This window comes from Thiofilum sp. (genome assembly GCF_016711335.1).
Classification (GTDB): domain Bacteria; phylum Pseudomonadota; class Gammaproteobacteria; order Thiotrichales; family Thiotrichaceae; genus Thiofilum.
On record NZ_JADJTF010000001.1, the window covers coordinates 1,832,934 to 1,846,854 of the forward strand.

General features: G+C 42.8%; 18 protein-coding genes. 11 read left to right on the forward strand and 7 right to left on the reverse strand.

The genetic code is table 11. The annotated features are described in order from the left end of the window. Positions 1-30: 30 nt before the first annotated feature. Entirely contained in the window at positions 31-567 is a 537-nt protein-coding gene (locus tag IPL34_RS08765; RefSeq protein WP_296840746.1) for a hypothetical protein, read from the forward strand. Between the two features lie 53 nt (positions 568-620). Here IPL34_RS08765 and IPL34_RS08770 read toward each other — a convergent pair whose 3' ends face one another. Next, entirely contained in the window at positions 621-2,702 is a 2,082-nt protein-coding gene (locus IPL34_RS08770) for a molybdopterin-dependent oxidoreductase (RefSeq protein ID WP_296840748.1), read from the reverse strand. Between the two features lie 308 nt (positions 2,703-3,010). Between IPL34_RS08770 and IPL34_RS08775 the strand changes: the two genes are divergently transcribed. Further along, positions 3,011-3,631 (forward strand): SCO family protein, encoded by a 621-nt coding sequence (locus tag IPL34_RS08775; RefSeq protein ID WP_296840750.1) that lies wholly within the window; start codon positions 3,011-3,013, stop codon positions 3,629-3,631. A 59-nt stretch (positions 3,632-3,690) separates the two neighbouring features. Here the strand turns inward: IPL34_RS08775 and IPL34_RS08780 are convergent, their stop codons facing one another. The 3 genes from IPL34_RS08780 to IPL34_RS08790 all read right to left on the reverse strand — a co-directional run bounded on the left by IPL34_RS08780 (position 3,691) and on the right by IPL34_RS08790 (position 5,050). Then, complete coding sequence (locus IPL34_RS08780) at positions 3,691-3,894, reverse strand: DUF2892 domain-containing protein (RefSeq protein WP_296840752.1); 204 nt, start codon at positions 3,892-3,894, stop codon at positions 3,691-3,693. Positions 3,895-3,965: 71 nt separating this feature from the next. Beyond that, positions 3,966-4,853, reverse strand: coding sequence for a hypothetical protein (locus tag IPL34_RS08785; RefSeq protein WP_296840754.1), 888 nt, complete (start codon positions 4,851-4,853; stop codon positions 3,966-3,968). A gap of 50 nt (positions 4,854-4,903) precedes the next feature. Continuing rightward, on the reverse strand, positions 4,904-5,050 hold the full coding sequence (locus IPL34_RS08790) for a hypothetical protein (protein ID WP_296840756.1): 147 nt from the start codon (positions 5,048-5,050) through the stop codon (positions 4,904-4,906). Between the two features lie 105 nt (positions 5,051-5,155). On the opposite strand from IPL34_RS08790, the gene IPL34_RS08795 reads away from it, so the two are divergent. The 6 genes from IPL34_RS08795 (at position 5,156) to dcm (ending at position 9,852) form a co-directional block, all read left to right on the forward strand. Then, positions 5,156-6,061, forward strand: a complete 906-nt coding sequence (locus tag IPL34_RS08795) for a LysR substrate-binding domain-containing protein (RefSeq protein ID WP_296840759.1) — start codon at positions 5,156-5,158, stop codon at positions 6,059-6,061. A 13-nt stretch (positions 6,062-6,074) separates the two neighbouring features. Further along, complete coding sequence (locus IPL34_RS08800; protein WP_296840762.1) at positions 6,075-6,764, forward strand: hypothetical protein; 690 nt, start codon at positions 6,075-6,077, stop codon at positions 6,762-6,764. Then, the gene (locus tag IPL34_RS08805) at positions 6,757-7,233 is read left to right on the forward strand and encodes a YcgN family cysteine cluster protein (RefSeq protein ID WP_296840767.1); all 477 of its coding nucleotides are present in this window, start codon (positions 6,757-6,759) and stop codon (positions 7,231-7,233) included. The genes IPL34_RS08800 and IPL34_RS08805 overlap by 8 nt, the downstream gene beginning before the upstream one ends. After that, a complete protein-coding gene (locus IPL34_RS08810; RefSeq protein ID WP_366931029.1) occupies positions 7,173-7,595 on the forward strand; it encodes a S4 domain-containing protein in 423 nt (140 codons plus the stop codon). Before IPL34_RS08805 ends, IPL34_RS08810 begins: the two co-directional genes overlap by 61 nt. Further along, positions 7,549-8,580: an endonuclease gene (locus IPL34_RS08815; RefSeq protein ID WP_296840774.1), complete on the forward strand. Its 1,032-nt coding sequence runs from the start codon at positions 7,549-7,551 to the stop codon at positions 8,578-8,580. The genes IPL34_RS08810 and IPL34_RS08815 overlap by 47 nt, the downstream gene beginning before the upstream one ends. Positions 8,581-8,652: 72 nt before the next feature. Beyond that, positions 8,653-9,852, forward strand: coding sequence for a DNA cytosine methyltransferase (gene dcm / locus IPL34_RS08820; protein WP_296840779.1), 1,200 nt, complete (start codon positions 8,653-8,655; stop codon positions 9,850-9,852). Between the two features lies 1 nt (position 9,853). Here dcm and IPL34_RS08825 read toward each other — a convergent pair whose 3' ends face one another. From IPL34_RS08825 to IPL34_RS08835, 3 genes are all read right to left on the reverse strand, one after another. After that, positions 9,854-10,516, reverse strand: coding sequence for a hypothetical protein (locus IPL34_RS08825; RefSeq protein ID WP_296840782.1), 663 nt, complete (start codon positions 10,514-10,516; stop codon positions 9,854-9,856). A gap of 82 nt (positions 10,517-10,598) precedes the next feature. Then, positions 10,599-11,096, reverse strand: coding sequence for a cupin domain-containing protein (locus tag IPL34_RS08830; RefSeq protein WP_296840787.1), 498 nt, complete (start codon positions 11,094-11,096; stop codon positions 10,599-10,601). Between the two features lie 47 nt (positions 11,097-11,143). Continuing rightward, positions 11,144-12,091, reverse strand: a complete 948-nt coding sequence (locus IPL34_RS08835) for a DnaJ C-terminal domain-containing protein (protein ID WP_296840791.1) — start codon at positions 12,089-12,091, stop codon at positions 11,144-11,146. A gap of 190 nt (positions 12,092-12,281) precedes the next feature. Between IPL34_RS08835 and IPL34_RS08840 the strand changes: the two genes are divergently transcribed. From IPL34_RS08840 to rpsO, 3 genes are all read left to right on the forward strand, one after another. After that, positions 12,282-12,728: an Hsp20/alpha crystallin family protein gene (locus tag IPL34_RS08840; RefSeq protein WP_296840794.1), complete on the forward strand. Its 447-nt coding sequence runs from the start codon at positions 12,282-12,284 to the stop codon at positions 12,726-12,728. 2 nt (positions 12,729-12,730) lie between these two features. Beyond that, a complete protein-coding gene (locus tag IPL34_RS08845; RefSeq protein ID WP_296840798.1) occupies positions 12,731-13,135 on the forward strand; it encodes an Hsp20/alpha crystallin family protein in 405 nt (134 codons plus the stop codon). Positions 13,136-13,397: 262 nt separating this feature from the next. Continuing rightward, positions 13,398-13,667 (forward strand): 30S ribosomal protein S15, encoded by a 270-nt coding sequence (gene rpsO / locus IPL34_RS08850; RefSeq protein WP_296840801.1) that lies wholly within the window; start codon positions 13,398-13,400, stop codon positions 13,665-13,667. The last annotated feature ends 254 nt before the right edge of the window (positions 13,668-13,921 follow it).

Consider the following 13,921-nt stretch of genomic DNA (forward strand, 5'->3'; position numbering starts at 1 on the left):
ATACTCGATGCTCAGGTTAAGGAGAGTAGCATGGTTTGGAGTTTAATTAACCCGTGGTGGTTAGCGCTGGTGTTTGGAGTGTTATTACTCATCACCTTGCGTTTGAGTTATGCCCATGTGGCAAGAAAAGGAGTTTTGCTCATAGGTTCCATTGCGGTGTTAATCTTTTCAGCCTATTTGGTGTGGTTGAGTTTTGGTTATACTCCCGCGTATGTATTAGCGTGGATGATGGGCATTGCTTTAGCCCTATTAATCAATGATTTTGTGTTTCGCATACCACGCGGCGTGTTTTATGTAGCGAATAAAAAGCGCTTTATTTTTCCGGGGAGTTTAGCGCCTTTTATAGGTGCTCTAGGTTTGGCTCTGTTGTATTACCTAATCAAAACGGGACAGCTATGGCCGATGCCTTGGTCTAATTGGTCGTATTTAAACTATGTAGGCGCTTTGCTCTACGGTTTTTTGGGTGGCTTTTTTATCTCAATCTTTATGGAAATACTCCGCGCTCAAAAAGAACGCCCCATCGGTCAAACTCAACTCTCTAAAGTATATTGGACAGTGGCTAAATAATAGTGGAGTACTGCTATATTAAAACAGTACCCCAACGTGTCAGAGCCAGAGCATTACAGCTTAGTTACTTGGCACAGTAAGGATTTAAAGGGTGGGAAGCCACTAATAGGGTCTAAGTGTTTATCATCCGTTAGTTCATTAATATTGGCATTATTCCAACCGTGAAAACAATGCACTACTCCTTGCTTCATGATAGCGGTCACATCGGCATAAAACGTTATTTTACCGCGAGGTGATTTAACTTCCACTGCATCGCCCGTGTGTATACCGCGCTCCTTTGCATCGCTAGGATGAATTTGAATACGTGGGCACGGGTCATGTTGTAGCATGGCGGCCACATTATGTTGTTGCGAATGGGTAAAATACTTTTGCCGCCCACCCGAAGTGAGTACTAAAGGATAGTCTTTGAATAATTCGGGGGTAGAGAGTGGGCTTTCAGCAGGTTCTTTATACACCGGTAAGCCGTCATAGCCTTGAGCTTTCAATTCCTCAGAATCAAACTCCACTTTGCCTGATAGTGTTTTAAAGCCATGCAAACGCCATTGTCGATCTGCATCTAAAAATCCATGCTCGACTAATTCCTCAATCACCGGACTATATACAATCACACCGTCTGGATTGTTATAGGCTTCCTCTCGCACTTCATCGGGTAAGCCCGACGCCATTTCAGCCCAAGATGCCTCTAAACTGCCATTCCAGAATAATTCTGGCATACCGAGTTTTACCCCTAGCTCTAAGAAAATCTGCCCGTCAGGTTTAGCTTCACCTCTAGGTTCAAGCGCTTGATGACGATATTTTACTTCACCCTGATAGGCGCAGCCCGGATAAGCAATTAAAGCAGGGCGTTCTAAATTAGTAGCGGCGGGTAAGACAATATCCGCTTGTAGAGTGGCGGGATTATGAAAAAAGTCGGATACCGCAAAGAAATCTAATGCGCCTAGAGCCTGTTCCATGCGCTTAGAGTTTGCCCACATCGCAGTATTAATGCCCATAGCGAGTAGAGCACGCAAAGGTTGCGGTTTACCTTCTAAAATACAATCGGGCATGAGCATACTTTGTGCCGCAGGCCAGTACTTCGTCCAAATCGGGAATACTTCATCACCAATACGCGGCGGTAGTTCATTGCGGCATTTATCAAATAATTCAATCGGTTTAGGCAATACCTTGTCATTAAAAAAGCGATTGCCACCCTCTCGATCAATATTACCCGTCACTGCCGAGAGTAAAATCATGGCGCGGTGATTTTGGAAACCATTGCTATGTTGAACGGTCGAGGTGGGCGACATAGCAATTTGCGCGGGTTTGGTGGTAGCAAAGAGTTCTACCGCTGCGTGTAAAGCACTTTCCTCAATCCCACAAATAGCAGCGACCTTCTCTGGGGTGAAGGCTTGAATGTAATCTACAAAGGCAGGTAAGCCATTAGCCCATTCATCGAGAAAAGCCTGATCTTGCCAGCCATTTTTGAAGATCAAATGATGAAAGCCTAAAGCTAATGCGCCATCTGTGCCCGGACGAATTTGCAGGTGAATGTCCGCCAGCATCGCGGTTTCAGTCCGACGCGGATCGACCACTATCATTTTGCGCCCTGTTTTGCGCCGATTGAGGTGATGCGTGTCAAACGGGGGGATAGAGCCTACTGCATTGGTTGACCACACCAGTACGCATTTAGTTTTCGGCGACTCAATAGTCGAGGTCGTCTTAATCTTATGCCCATAAGTGAGCTTTTCCGCCACCATCGTTGCAGAGAAACAGCAACCTGATTCAGTTAAATAGTTGGGGCTGCCAAACGCATGCGCGAGACGTTGTAATTGCGGGCGAGCTTCTTTGGTATAGCCTGCGAAAAATCCCACAGCGGGTGCGCCATAGGACGCTTTTGCTTTAGTTAATTCACGCGCAATCGTGTCTAATGCCTCGTCCCAACTAATACGCTCAAATTGCCCCGAACCCTTAGCGCCAATACGTTTGAGGGGATAGAGCAAGCGCTCAGGGTGATATTGGCGCTCTAATTGCATTTGACCGCGTGGACACTCAGGGCCTTTAACCGCAATAGCGGTTCCTTGGTCATTAATAGTGACATCAAATAAACAATTGGCGTCACATTCATAGCAGGTGGTGCGTTTAATAGTAGTAGTCACGATATAGTTTGGGTGAGTAATAGAATGGTTGCCAAGTGTAGCGTATTCCTAGTAAGGCTCGTATTAGGGTAAGTTTGCTGAGGGATTTGAGCGTTGGCAAAGTACTTAAGATTAGCTTTGCTAGACTGCGTATCAGTATTTGAACCAAAGTAGGGTATCAGTATTTGAACCACAGTAATCGGGTATTGCTTCCGCAGCCGCTGTAAATACATCCGTGTACGCTACAAGGCGGCATCCTTGCCGCCAAGACTGCTCCAGCAATACCCGACTACTGTAGGTAGAGATTTAGTTTAAAAAAGGATGGGATCATGCAAGTCAGTAAACAAATGATAGTAGGAGCACTCATTGCAATGGTGGCGGGTGTTGCTATTGCATGGGGGGCTGCCCAGTGGTGGAAAACTAACAATAATGATGCAGTTGCAGCGGTGCAATATAGTGAGTCATTACTGCCAGAGGGCGGTGATTTTGCCGTTAATTCGGAGCAAGGAGAGGTAAAGCTCAGCGACTTTAAGGGTAAAGTAGTGATGCTTTATTTTGGTTATACGGCTTGTCCTGATATTTGCCCTACCTCAATGGGTACGATGAAGGGTGCTCTCAATCTATTAACGCCGGAAGAATTAACACAAGTACAAGGCTTATTGGTTTCGGTCGACCCTGAGCGCGATACTTTGCAGCAAGTCAATCGTTATGCCCAATACTTCCATCCTAATATTCGTGGCGTCTCTAGCAAAGCAGAGAGTCTTGAAAAGGTGGCACGTCAATACAATGCGTTTTTCCGTAAAGTACCGATGCCTAATTCAGCCTTAGGCTATATGATGGATCACACTTCAACGATTTATGTGATTGATAAAGCAGGGAAAGTGCAAAAGCTGGTAGAGCACGCAGTGCCACCTGCTGAGTTAGCTCAAGCGCTTAAAGCGTTCTTGTAATGTAAAAGGGTAGACACCTAGGTCTACCCCTACAAGATTAAGAAAGTTAGTCCCTAATCTTATTTAAACGCTTCGCCGGAAGGTTTGCCCATTTTTTTCAAAATGATAGCTAATGGGCAAAAACCCGTGAAAGCTGATTGTAATAAATTCACGCCTACGAATACGGTTAACCAAATCCATAATGGATTGACATAAGCCGCCAGTGCAATAGAGATGAGGATCATTGCGCCTGCAAAGGCTAACACCATGCGATCAATATTCATTGAAAATACTCCACAAAGTTACTAAGTCAGACCATTATTAGCTTTTCCTTATGGAGTGTAAAGTATTGCTGTTAGGCTACTTGTTGCAATGCCACAAAGGCTGGTTGCTCCTGTACTGCGCGTTGACGAGAGTGCTTGGGTATTAGTAATTCTAAATCGAGTTCATCACGATAGCGTTGCAGCCATTTTTTTACCGGAGCGGGAGTATCAGCACTGAGCACTAAAGCGGTGACGCCGCTATTACGGCTAATAATGGCATGGAGTAAAGCTTCTTGTTGCGCAGTTAAATGTTCAATAGCAGGTAATAGTGCTAGTTTGACTTCTTTAGCTGCACTGCAACGAATTTGCTCACGTACCGCATGGACTTGTGCAGCAAATTGTTCAGCGCTTTCATCGGCGATTTGTTGGATTAACAAGCCGCCGCGTCGATTGGCAAAGAGCCACTCACAAGCATGCTGTGCTTCGGCGGTATTTAAAGTGGGCTTAGCTTGTACCGCGACAATATGTTTCCAGCGCTGTTGTCGAAAATAGGTTTTTAAAGAACCAACGCTAGAGCGGGCTGATTTAAAACGGGCATGTAATACGGGTTTGACTGCTTGAATAGAACCTGCTGCAAACCAATAGTCGCTAGTGATAGTGGGTTCAAAAAACTTAATCGCTTCTAAGGCTTCTTCTGGTAAACGATATAACTCGGTTACTTGTACCTCAGCAATTAAACGCTCTTCGGGGTCAGTTAGAGCAATACGACCACTTAACTGAGCAGTTTGTTTTTCGGTCGGTGTTAAAGGCAGCGCAAGAGGGAGAGCCGCTAGTTGACCTGTTTGTAAACGTGAGCGACTTGCCACACTTAAAAAATCAGCTCGTCCTAAAAAACCCATTTGGGGGGCTAATGCTCCGGTGAGTAATAGGTTTACAATTTCCACTTGCTGGGAGGTTAGCGTTTTAGTGCTGAGTAACATAATGATTTAATCCTCTTAGCGGCTTGAATAGGGTTGTATTTGCTACCGTCTTAGCCGCAAATGCCATTATCAAATACCCAATATTCGACGGGTTCACTGGGTTGGACGGGTGTTAGGTCAGTGGTACTAGCTTCCTCACGATCGGTAGAGCTATAAGGTTCAAAGCTAGTCTCATATTGATAAGTTTGAGTATCCATGGTGGTAAGACTCCGCCCTTAGGCATTTAATATGTGATCTAGACTAGCTCTATTCTTAAATCTTGAAAAACGATATATTTAGATAACTATATCAGGTTAGGTCATATGAAACTGTTCCAACTCCAACTCCTCAAAACCCTGTATTACAATGGTTTAAGTGTGTCACGAGCAGCGGATCAGCATTTTGTGGTGCAATCAGCAGTCAGTCGGCAACTCGCTTTATTGGAAGAAGAATTAGGTATGCCGCTGTTTGAGCGTAAGGGTAAACGCCTAGTCGAAGCAACCCCCCTATGTAAAGAGATAGTGCGCCAAGTCGATACCATTGATCAAACGATGGAAAATATTCGCGCCTTAGCCGATGATTTTCGTATGACGACCAGCGGCGAGATTCGGATAGCGACGACTCATACTCAAGCCAAATATTTCCTGCCTGAAGTGTTATTAGAGTTTCGTCAGCGTTACCCTAAGGTCAATATTCATCTCTTACAAGGTAATCCCGCGCAATTAGTACAAATGCTGCGTGATGGAGTTGCTGATATTGCAGTTTGTACTGAGGAATTAGCCACCGCGCCGGGGCTAGATAGTGAAAAGTGTTATGATTGGAATCATGGTTTAGTAGTAGCTGCTGGTCATCCGTTGGAGCAGGGCGCATTGACCCTAGAGCGCATTGCTAAGTATCCGATTCTGACTTATGTATTTGGCTTTACCGGACGCGGTAAGATCCAGCAAACTTTCCGCGATCAAGGCTATGAATTAGATGTGAGCTTTGCAGCCACCGATACCGATGTGATTTTAAGTTATGTGCGTTTAGGCTTTGGTGCGGGCATTATTGCTAAAATGGCGTATTCGTATATTCACGATGATGATTTAACCCTGCGCGATTTAGCGCATCTTTTGCCTGTATCGACTACACGAGTCGCATGGCTGAAAAATAAGTATTTAAAACGCTATGTGTCGGAATTAGTGGAGTTATTAATTGAATACGGCAAAAGCGAAGAAGATTATATTTGAGGATTATTGAGTAATGAAATGGAAATTAAGCCTAGTGCTTGCGGCTTTGGTCGTGGGTTTAGGTGTGTGGTGGGTAGTAAGCTCGAATAGCCCGAATACTTCGAGCATAAAAGTAGAAAACTTACCTTGGCAGGTACAAACACTGCCGGATGGAGGCACTCAAGTATTTGGTGTCACAGTCGGTAAAATCACTTTCCGGCAATTAGCTGAGTATTTACGTAGTATCCCTGAGTTAGCGGTGTTTGAAACCCCAACAGGTCAACGTACCTTAGAAGGCTATTACGGCAAAAAACGCCTAGGGGTGTTTGAAGCTAAAATCGTGGGTGAGCTACACGCGGATAAGGCTACGATTGAGCGTTTTGTCGAGGCTCACACCGAGCGCAAACCCCAACCGACTGGCACATGGCGCTATGAGTTGGCAGAGAAAAATGTCTTAGAGTCCAATGATTTTTTGATCAAGTATTTGATCTATATCCCTGTTGTGGATTATTCCAGTGAGCAAATTCAAACGCATTTTGGTACACCGATGAATACCCTTAAAGTCGATGAGCGTTTAACTTGGTGGCTGTATCCGGCGAAAGGTTTAATTATTATGCAGGATAATGACGGAGCGGAAGTATTTTATTACAGTGCAGCGCCGGATTATCCCGCGCTAGAGCAGCGCCTAACCACTACTAAAATGACTCCCCTCAATCATGAATGAACCTAATCTCCCTTGGTGGGAAGCGCTAGCGCTGACCGATATGAGCCGTGAACAATGGGAAAGCCTATGTGATCACTGCGCTAAGTGTTGCCTTATTAAACTTGAAGATGAGGACGACGGTACGGTTTATTATACCGATGTCGCCTGTGATCTATTAGAGTGTGAGACTTGTAGCTGTAGTGATTACGCTAATCGAGAAGTGCGTGTGCCGGATTGTTTAAGGCTCACACCGGATAATTTAGAGGCTTTATATTGGATGCCGCCAAGTTGTTCCTATCGGTTATTGCATGAGGGAAACCCTTTACCTCCTTGGCATCACTTGATCACGGGTGACCTGAATAGTATTCATGAGGCGGGTGAATCGGTTAAAGGACGTTTTGTCTACGCAGCACGCGTAAAAGAGGATGAATGGGAAGAGCACGTAGTGGAGTGGCCACTCCTTCTGAGCCAGTCAGTGAACAACGCTTAGATAAATGGCTCTGGGCAGCACGCTTTTTTAAAACCCGCGCGCTCGCCACCGAAGCGATTAATGGTGGCAAAGTTCATGTGAATGATGAGCGCGTTAAACCTTCACGCTCGATTCGAGTAGGGGATCAATTAAAAATTACCCGTGACATCGATACGTGGTTAGTGACTATTTTGGGTTTAAATGAGCAGCGCCGTCCTGCAAAGGAGGCAGTGTTACTCTATCAAGAGGACGAACACCAAAAAGCAGCGCGTGAAGAGCAACAAGAAATGCGTCGTTTGCACGGCGTGATTATGCCTAAACATAAACCGGATAAACATGAACGGCGTCAATTGGAAAAATTTAAAGAGCAGTGGGGCGAATAGCTTAGTAGCTTTAGCGCTACTATTAACTAGCTCGCTAAGTGTAGCCGATTATTTACCCGGTGATATTCCCGATGAAAATGTTGCTACCCTTGATTATCCTACTCAGCAGGGTATTAAAGGTGAAAGCTATTCCTTTGCTAAGTCTAAATATGCCTTAGCTAAAGAGGTTTATAGCGACTATTTCATTGATTTCTATGGCGGCTGTAAGTATCAGGTAAAAGAAAAGTTATTAGTGCCGATTTGGAATAGTTGTGGTTTTACTCCGCGCAAAAATCCAGAACGAGCTAAACGTATTGAATGGGAGCATGTGGTTCCCGCTTGGACTTTTGGACATCAATTAAAGTGCTGGCAAAATGGGGGACGTGCTAATTGCCGCAATACCAATGCTAAATTCCGCCAAATGGAAGCCGATATGCATAATCTCGTGCCTGCTATTGGTGAGATTAATGGTGATCGGAGTAATTTTGCCTATGGCATGATTGCAGGCGAGCCGCGCCCTTATGGTAAACCTAATGCGGAAATTGATTTTAATGCCAAATTATTTGAGCCAGACGATAAGCGTTTTGGTGATGTAGCGCGTAGCTATTTATATATGCGTGATCGTTACGGTTTTAAATTAAGCCGTGCCGAAGAAAATTTAATGCTCGCTTGGAATAATCTCGATCCAGTCGACGAATGGGAACAGAAGCGTAATGAGCGCATAGCAAAATTACAAGGCAATGATAATCCTTATATTAGCCATTATAAATCTTTACAGCGCGAAACTAATAGTCCAACTCAATCAGCTCCTAATAGTCAGCCGGATAATAATTTAGGGCAGGGTGATTGGTTTGATAAGCTTTATCAATGGGTTAATGAACACCAGAATACTTTGCCTTTTCCTATAGTGTTGTTAGTAGCGGTACTTTATTGGTGGTTTAGAGGGCGTAATACTACTATGAATAAAAAGGTTAGCAATACAGCTAAAAAGGGCACTAAAAAATAAGCTTAAAATTTACAATTTAGTATTTATGTGGGTTAGAGTAAAATAGCTCTTTAAAAATGGTGAGAGTTTATTATGAGTGGTTCATCTTTCTATAAAAATAGTGCTAGAAAAGAATACAAGCTGACCACTGCACAGCGTGAAGAGTATCGTCGTATTTCTAATCAATCACGTCAGGCTAAATTAGCGGCTGAGCAAGGTTTATTTGAGCCTATTCACGCCATACCTACTCCACGGTTTAATCCAGATTCTTTAATGCCTCTTTTAACTCCTAATCATCTCACTTACTTAAGCTTATTTTCAGGTGGTGGGGGTATGGATTTAGGTTTTGACAGGGCGGGTTTTAGCCATTATGCCAGTTATGAATTAATACCTATTTGTGGTCAAACCTATTTGAATAATCGTCCACATTGGCTTGCTTTTACAGGTCTTGAAGCAGGCGATGTGACTAAAGTGAATTGGGATAGATATGAAAATAAAGTAGATATTATTCAAGGGGGACCACCTTGTCAGCCTTTTTCAATAGCGGGTGAGCAACAAGGTGAGAATGACGAGCGTAATATGTGGGGGGAGTTTAGCCGAGCTATTAATGCTATTAAACCACAAGCTTTTGTTGCAGAAAATGTACTGGGTTTATTAAACCCTAAATTTGAGAGTTTTATTGAGCGTTTTATTTTAGAGCCACTCGCTGATTATTCTATTGTAAAGTTTGAAATAAACTCGGCTGATTTTGGTGTACCACAAATTAGACGACGTGTGTTTTTTGTAGGCTTTCGTAGTCTAGAGGCCTTAAGAAAATTTACTATACCTCAGGCAACTCATGTGTGGGAGCATTTAGGAACCATAGAAAGCTCTTTACAAACAGCATTAAGCTTTGAAGCACCAAAACCAAAAACTATGGGTGTGCGTGAGGCATTAGGTTTAAAGGACATTGGTTTTGATAATTTAGCGCCTACTATTAGGAGTGGTTTTACAGGTAAGCGTAATACGACCTCTATCTTAAATAGTGCTGCGGGACAAAAATCTTGGGCTGATTTATTAGTTTGGCCTAATGGTATTCAAGCTACTCGAGAAAAAGCAGCACAGTTCCCTGCTAAGTTAGATCATTTTAGATTATCAGTTCAGGATGTGGCTTTATTACAAGGTTTTCCAGAGAGTTGGAAGTTTGCAGGAGCGGTATATCAAGTCTTAGGGCAAATCGGTAATTCTGTTGCTCCACCTGTTGCGTATCAAGTAGCTAAAAATGTTGCTTTAGCACTCAAATCAAATATTTAAGTCAGTATTCATTATTTAGCTGTTGTTTGACTAATTTTCTTAGTGTCTCAGCGTGATTCTCTGTAATTTCAAACCAATTATCAAAGTACTTAAAAGGAATATGTGGATTATTTAAAGTACTTCCCCGTGCAATTAAATATTTTAAGCGTTCTTGTAGTAATGTGAGCATGCGTTGAGGCGTATAACCTTGGTCACAATCCTGTAATGCTAAATATTGCTCTTTATTATATTGATTTTTTTGTAAGTTTTTTGCATCGGTGAGAGTATAAAATTTTTTCTTACCTAGAATAGCGTATAGATCGGTTAACGTTAGCTTTTGGGGGGCTAAGTTCTTTAAAGCCATATCTTTGGCGATATAGTCAGATTTATCTCTTATCCACTCTGCCATCATAGCTGGAGACCCGTATTTATACGTTATGGTTGTATTGATAAAAAAGCCTATTAGCCAGTGCTTACCTTGCCATTTAATAATATGATCCAAACCAAAATCTCGAACCGTAGTAACTGAGCCATTAGAGGTGGTTTTAAGCTCAAAGGGAATCCATTGTCCCTCTAGCTCTAAAAAAGCATCAATACCTGAGCGACCTTCTTCTTCATCTTTATATAAACCGAAAAGCTGACGCATTGCTTCTTCGCGCAAATCGTCCTGAAAAATACCAGCCATTATTTAACCCACTAATTAGCCCAATAATATGTAAAATTTTAACTACCGCTGAGTAAAATATCCATTTTATTATAAATTGCAACTATTCCTCACCTTCATAATAATCTACTCCCCCATTCTGTTTGGCGATAATTCTAAAGCTATAATCCTGATGAGTTTGTCCGGGGGCTTTGCCAGCAAAGACCCCAAATTTATTAGAGTCTGGATAAAATCCTATTTCAGGCTGCTCCATCGTACTAACAGCTAGATATTTCAGAGGAATAGTACCGGCATTTACTATTTCATGAGGATGCTCTTGTCCAGTAGGACAACAGATAATATCACCTACTTTCACTGTCCATACTTGCCCTGAGTGTTTTAAAGTGCCTTCACCTTCTAAAATGAAAAACATTTCCTCATTCACAAAATGAGCATGATAGGGATAAGCTTTTTTACCCACAGGCACAATAGTAATATTATAGCCTAGCTTTTTAGCACCAATTAAATTAGCGATAGGTGCGATATGAGCTGCAAACTTTTCTCCATGTTGACGCGGCACATAGCTAAGCTCATTAATATTGAGAAAAGGTTTGTCAGTCATATAACACCTATAGCTGCGAAGTATTTTTTAAAGTACGTGTAATTAGATTAAATTCCTAGTCCTACCCTCGGATTAAATGCCAACTCCTTAGCCATTAATTCATAAATTTCTTTAGCTCTATCAGTATCAGCAGAGGGCAGAGCAATATCTAGCACAATATATAAATCCCCCGTCTCAGATTTCGCCGCTAACCCTTTGCCTTTTAATCTGAGTTTTTTACCAGATTTAGAATTAGCGGGAATTTTCATTTCCACACTGCCACCCTGAGGTAAAGGCACGGGCACTGTTGCACCCAAAGCCGCTTCCCAAGGGGTAATCGGTAATTTTAAAGTTAAATCACGCTCACTCACTTGAAAAAGTGGATGGGGATTAAATTCAATTTCTAAAAATAGATCGCCATTACCTGCACGTCCTGCTGCACCTTGACCAGAGAGACGAATCTTTTGTCCCGCTTTTACGCCCTGCGGGATATTAACGGTTAAAGTGCGTGGTGCTTCATTGCCCGTGCGCAGACTAATCGTTTTCTTAGCACCATTGAGGCTATCCTCAAGATCAATAGCGAGTTTAATCGATTGATCATCACCCTTAGTCGCTTGAGCATTCCCCCCACCAAAGCCACCAAAACCGCCACTATTTCTAAACCCACCGCCGCCAAATAAGGTTTCAAAGAAGTCGCTAAAATCGGCACTGCCCCCACTACTACTGTAATATCCCCCAGAACCTGCGCGTGAGCCAAAATCACCCCAATCGGGTGGTGGGCGGAAGTCTTGGCCATTTTTCCAATTTGCCCCTAGCTGATCATAAGCAGAACGTTTTTCGGAGTCTTTGAGTACCTCATACGCTTCCCCCACCTCTTTAAAGCGTGCCTCTGCATCCGCTTCTTTGCTCACATCGGGATGATATTTACGCGCTAATTTGCGATAGGCTTTTTTGATGTCTTCTTCGCTGGCGGTGCGCTCAACGCCTAGTATTTTATAATAATCTTTGTATTCCACCGAATAATCTCCTTTACCCAACCCCAGTTGAGCGAACTACTGATGTGTATGGGGATAGATACTCCTTTTTCAAGGGTAGTCTAGCAATAAAAAAATGTAAAAAATTTAAAAAAAAGCTCTTGAAGTGAATCAAACAGCCCCTATCTTAGTTTCAAGACAACATAACCGACACAAACGTTGGAGTTTAACTATGTACGGATCATTATTAAATTTTGCAGATGAATTATTTTCAAACTTGGATCAATGGCAACGTCAATTAGAAACTCGTGGAGTGGCTAATATACGTCAAATGGCGCAAGGTGCTTTTCCACGCATTAGTTTAGGTAGTACGCCTACTTCAGTTGAGGTATTAGCGTTTGTACCCGATATTAATACTCAATCCTTAGATATTGAGATTGATAAAAATGTATTAACGCTTCAAGGTGAGCGCGTAATTGCTGCTCCTAATACTGAAGACAAGGCTACAGTCTACGCACAAGAGCGTTTCTCTGGCAAGTTTAAGCGTGTGGTATCTTTGCCCGATGATGTCGATGTGAATAACGTTAATGCTACTTATAAAGATGGAGTATTGCGTATTTCTATTGCACGGCGTGAAGAAACGTTACCTAAACGTATTGCGATTCAATCAGGAGAATAATAATGAGTGCTCAAGTGGTAGCTAAAGAATCTAATAATGGAGTTAAAGCAGTGAGTAAAGTGAATCATCAAGAGCGAGTATTAACGCCATTAGTGAATATTATCGAAACCGAAACAGGATTTACCTTAACGGCTGAAATGGCAGGTGTACCTAAAGAAAATATTCAAGTGAATGTGGAAAACTCTTCACTGGTACTAGAAGGGGTAGTTGCGTTAGATTTGCCTGATAATTTACATCTGACTTATAGTGAAATGCCTAATGTAACTCGTTATCGTCGCGTCTTTACTCTAAGTCGCGATTTGGATGCGAGCAAAATCGAGGCAGTGCAAAAGAATGGTGTACTAACTGTCGCTATTCCTAAGGCAGAGCACGCTCAACCGCGCAAGATTCAAGTGCAAGTAGGCTAAACATAAAAATAGCAGAAGAAGGGGATAGAGGCTTGAACCTTCTTCTAGCATACAACGACACACTGGTTGTGGGCTATGCCCACTTTTTTGTGAAGGATGATCAGGACAGGGATGTCCACCTAGTTTGTCTCTTCATCAAGCCCTCAAATTCCGAATCACTTCACTTTTGCCCTAAATTTTTCCCTCAGTCCATATAACTTCATCCAAAGAGCTGATACAATCTGCCCCCTCTTATCAACCTATAATCTGGAGCTTTGGATAAATGTCTCTGAGTGCAGAAGAAAAAGCGGCAATCGTAGCAGATTACCGTCAGTCAGATACTGATACCGGGTCGCCGGAGGTGCAGGTTGCGCTATTAACAGCGAGCATTAAGCACCTTACCGAGCACTTTAAAATTCATACCCATGACCATCATTCACGTCGTGGTATGTTAAAAATGGTTAACCAACGTCGTAAATTGTTGGATTACCTCAAGCGTAAAGATAACGCTCGTTATCAAACGCTGATTGAGCGTCTCGGTCTGCGTCGCTAAACCGATACCCAAAACACCGCCTTGTGCGGTGTTTTGTTTTATAGTTAAATAATCCCTCGATGACACCCGTAACAGACTATCGTTCATGCAGGAAGGTTGTTGAAAAGCGCTGAGTATTAATAGATAAAAGGCTAGTCGACTAGTCAGAACGCAACCGTAAAACCTGTCACTTTCTTTGTTTTCCTTTGCCGCTCTTACTGCTCACTGGGTCTTCAGTGTTTCTCAACAGCCTGCCCGTGGCGATCTGTACTGGG

Excerpts from the sequence above, each read along its gene's own strand:
- IPL34_RS08765 (WP_296840746.1), top strand. The coding sequence starts at position 31 with ATGGTTTGGAGTTTAATTAACCCGTGGTGGTTAGCGCTGGTGTTTGGA.
- IPL34_RS08775 (WP_296840750.1), top strand. The coding sequence starts at position 3,011 with ATGCAAGTCAGTAAACAAATGATAGTAGGAGCACTCATTGCAATGGTG.
- IPL34_RS08780 (WP_296840752.1), bottom strand. The coding sequence starts at position 3,894 with ATGAATATTGATCGCATGGTGTTAGCCTTTGCAGGCGCAATGATCCTC.
- IPL34_RS08785 (WP_296840754.1), bottom strand. The coding sequence starts at position 4,853 with ATGTTACTCAGCACTAAAACGCTAACCTCCCAGCAAGTGGAAATTGTA.
- IPL34_RS08790 (WP_296840756.1), bottom strand. The coding sequence starts at position 5,050 with ATGGATACTCAAACTTATCAATATGAGACTAGCTTTGAACCTTATAGC.
- IPL34_RS08795 (WP_296840759.1), top strand. The coding sequence starts at position 5,156 with ATGAAACTGTTCCAACTCCAACTCCTCAAAACCCTGTATTACAATGGT.
- IPL34_RS08800 (WP_296840762.1), top strand. The coding sequence starts at position 6,075 with ATGAAATGGAAATTAAGCCTAGTGCTTGCGGCTTTGGTCGTGGGTTTA.
- IPL34_RS08805 (WP_296840767.1), top strand. The coding sequence starts at position 6,757 with ATGAATGAACCTAATCTCCCTTGGTGGGAAGCGCTAGCGCTGACCGAT.
- IPL34_RS08810 (WP_366931029.1), top strand. The coding sequence starts at position 7,173 with ATGGGAAGAGCACGTAGTGGAGTGGCCACTCCTTCTGAGCCAGTCAGT.
- IPL34_RS08815 (WP_296840774.1), top strand. The coding sequence starts at position 7,549 with ATGAACGGCGTCAATTGGAAAAATTTAAAGAGCAGTGGGGCGAATAGC.
- dcm (WP_296840779.1), top strand. The coding sequence starts at position 8,653 with ATGAGTGGTTCATCTTTCTATAAAAATAGTGCTAGAAAAGAATACAAG.
- IPL34_RS08825 (WP_296840782.1), bottom strand. The coding sequence starts at position 10,516 with ATGGCTGGTATTTTTCAGGACGATTTGCGCGAAGAAGCAATGCGTCAG.
- IPL34_RS08830 (WP_296840787.1), bottom strand. The coding sequence starts at position 11,096 with ATGACTGACAAACCTTTTCTCAATATTAATGAGCTTAGCTATGTGCCG.
- IPL34_RS08840 (WP_296840794.1), top strand. The coding sequence starts at position 12,282 with ATGTACGGATCATTATTAAATTTTGCAGATGAATTATTTTCAAACTTG.
- IPL34_RS08845 (WP_296840798.1), top strand. The coding sequence starts at position 12,731 with ATGAGTGCTCAAGTGGTAGCTAAAGAATCTAATAATGGAGTTAAAGCA.
- rpsO (WP_296840801.1), top strand. The coding sequence starts at position 13,398 with ATGTCTCTGAGTGCAGAAGAAAAAGCGGCAATCGTAGCAGATTACCGT.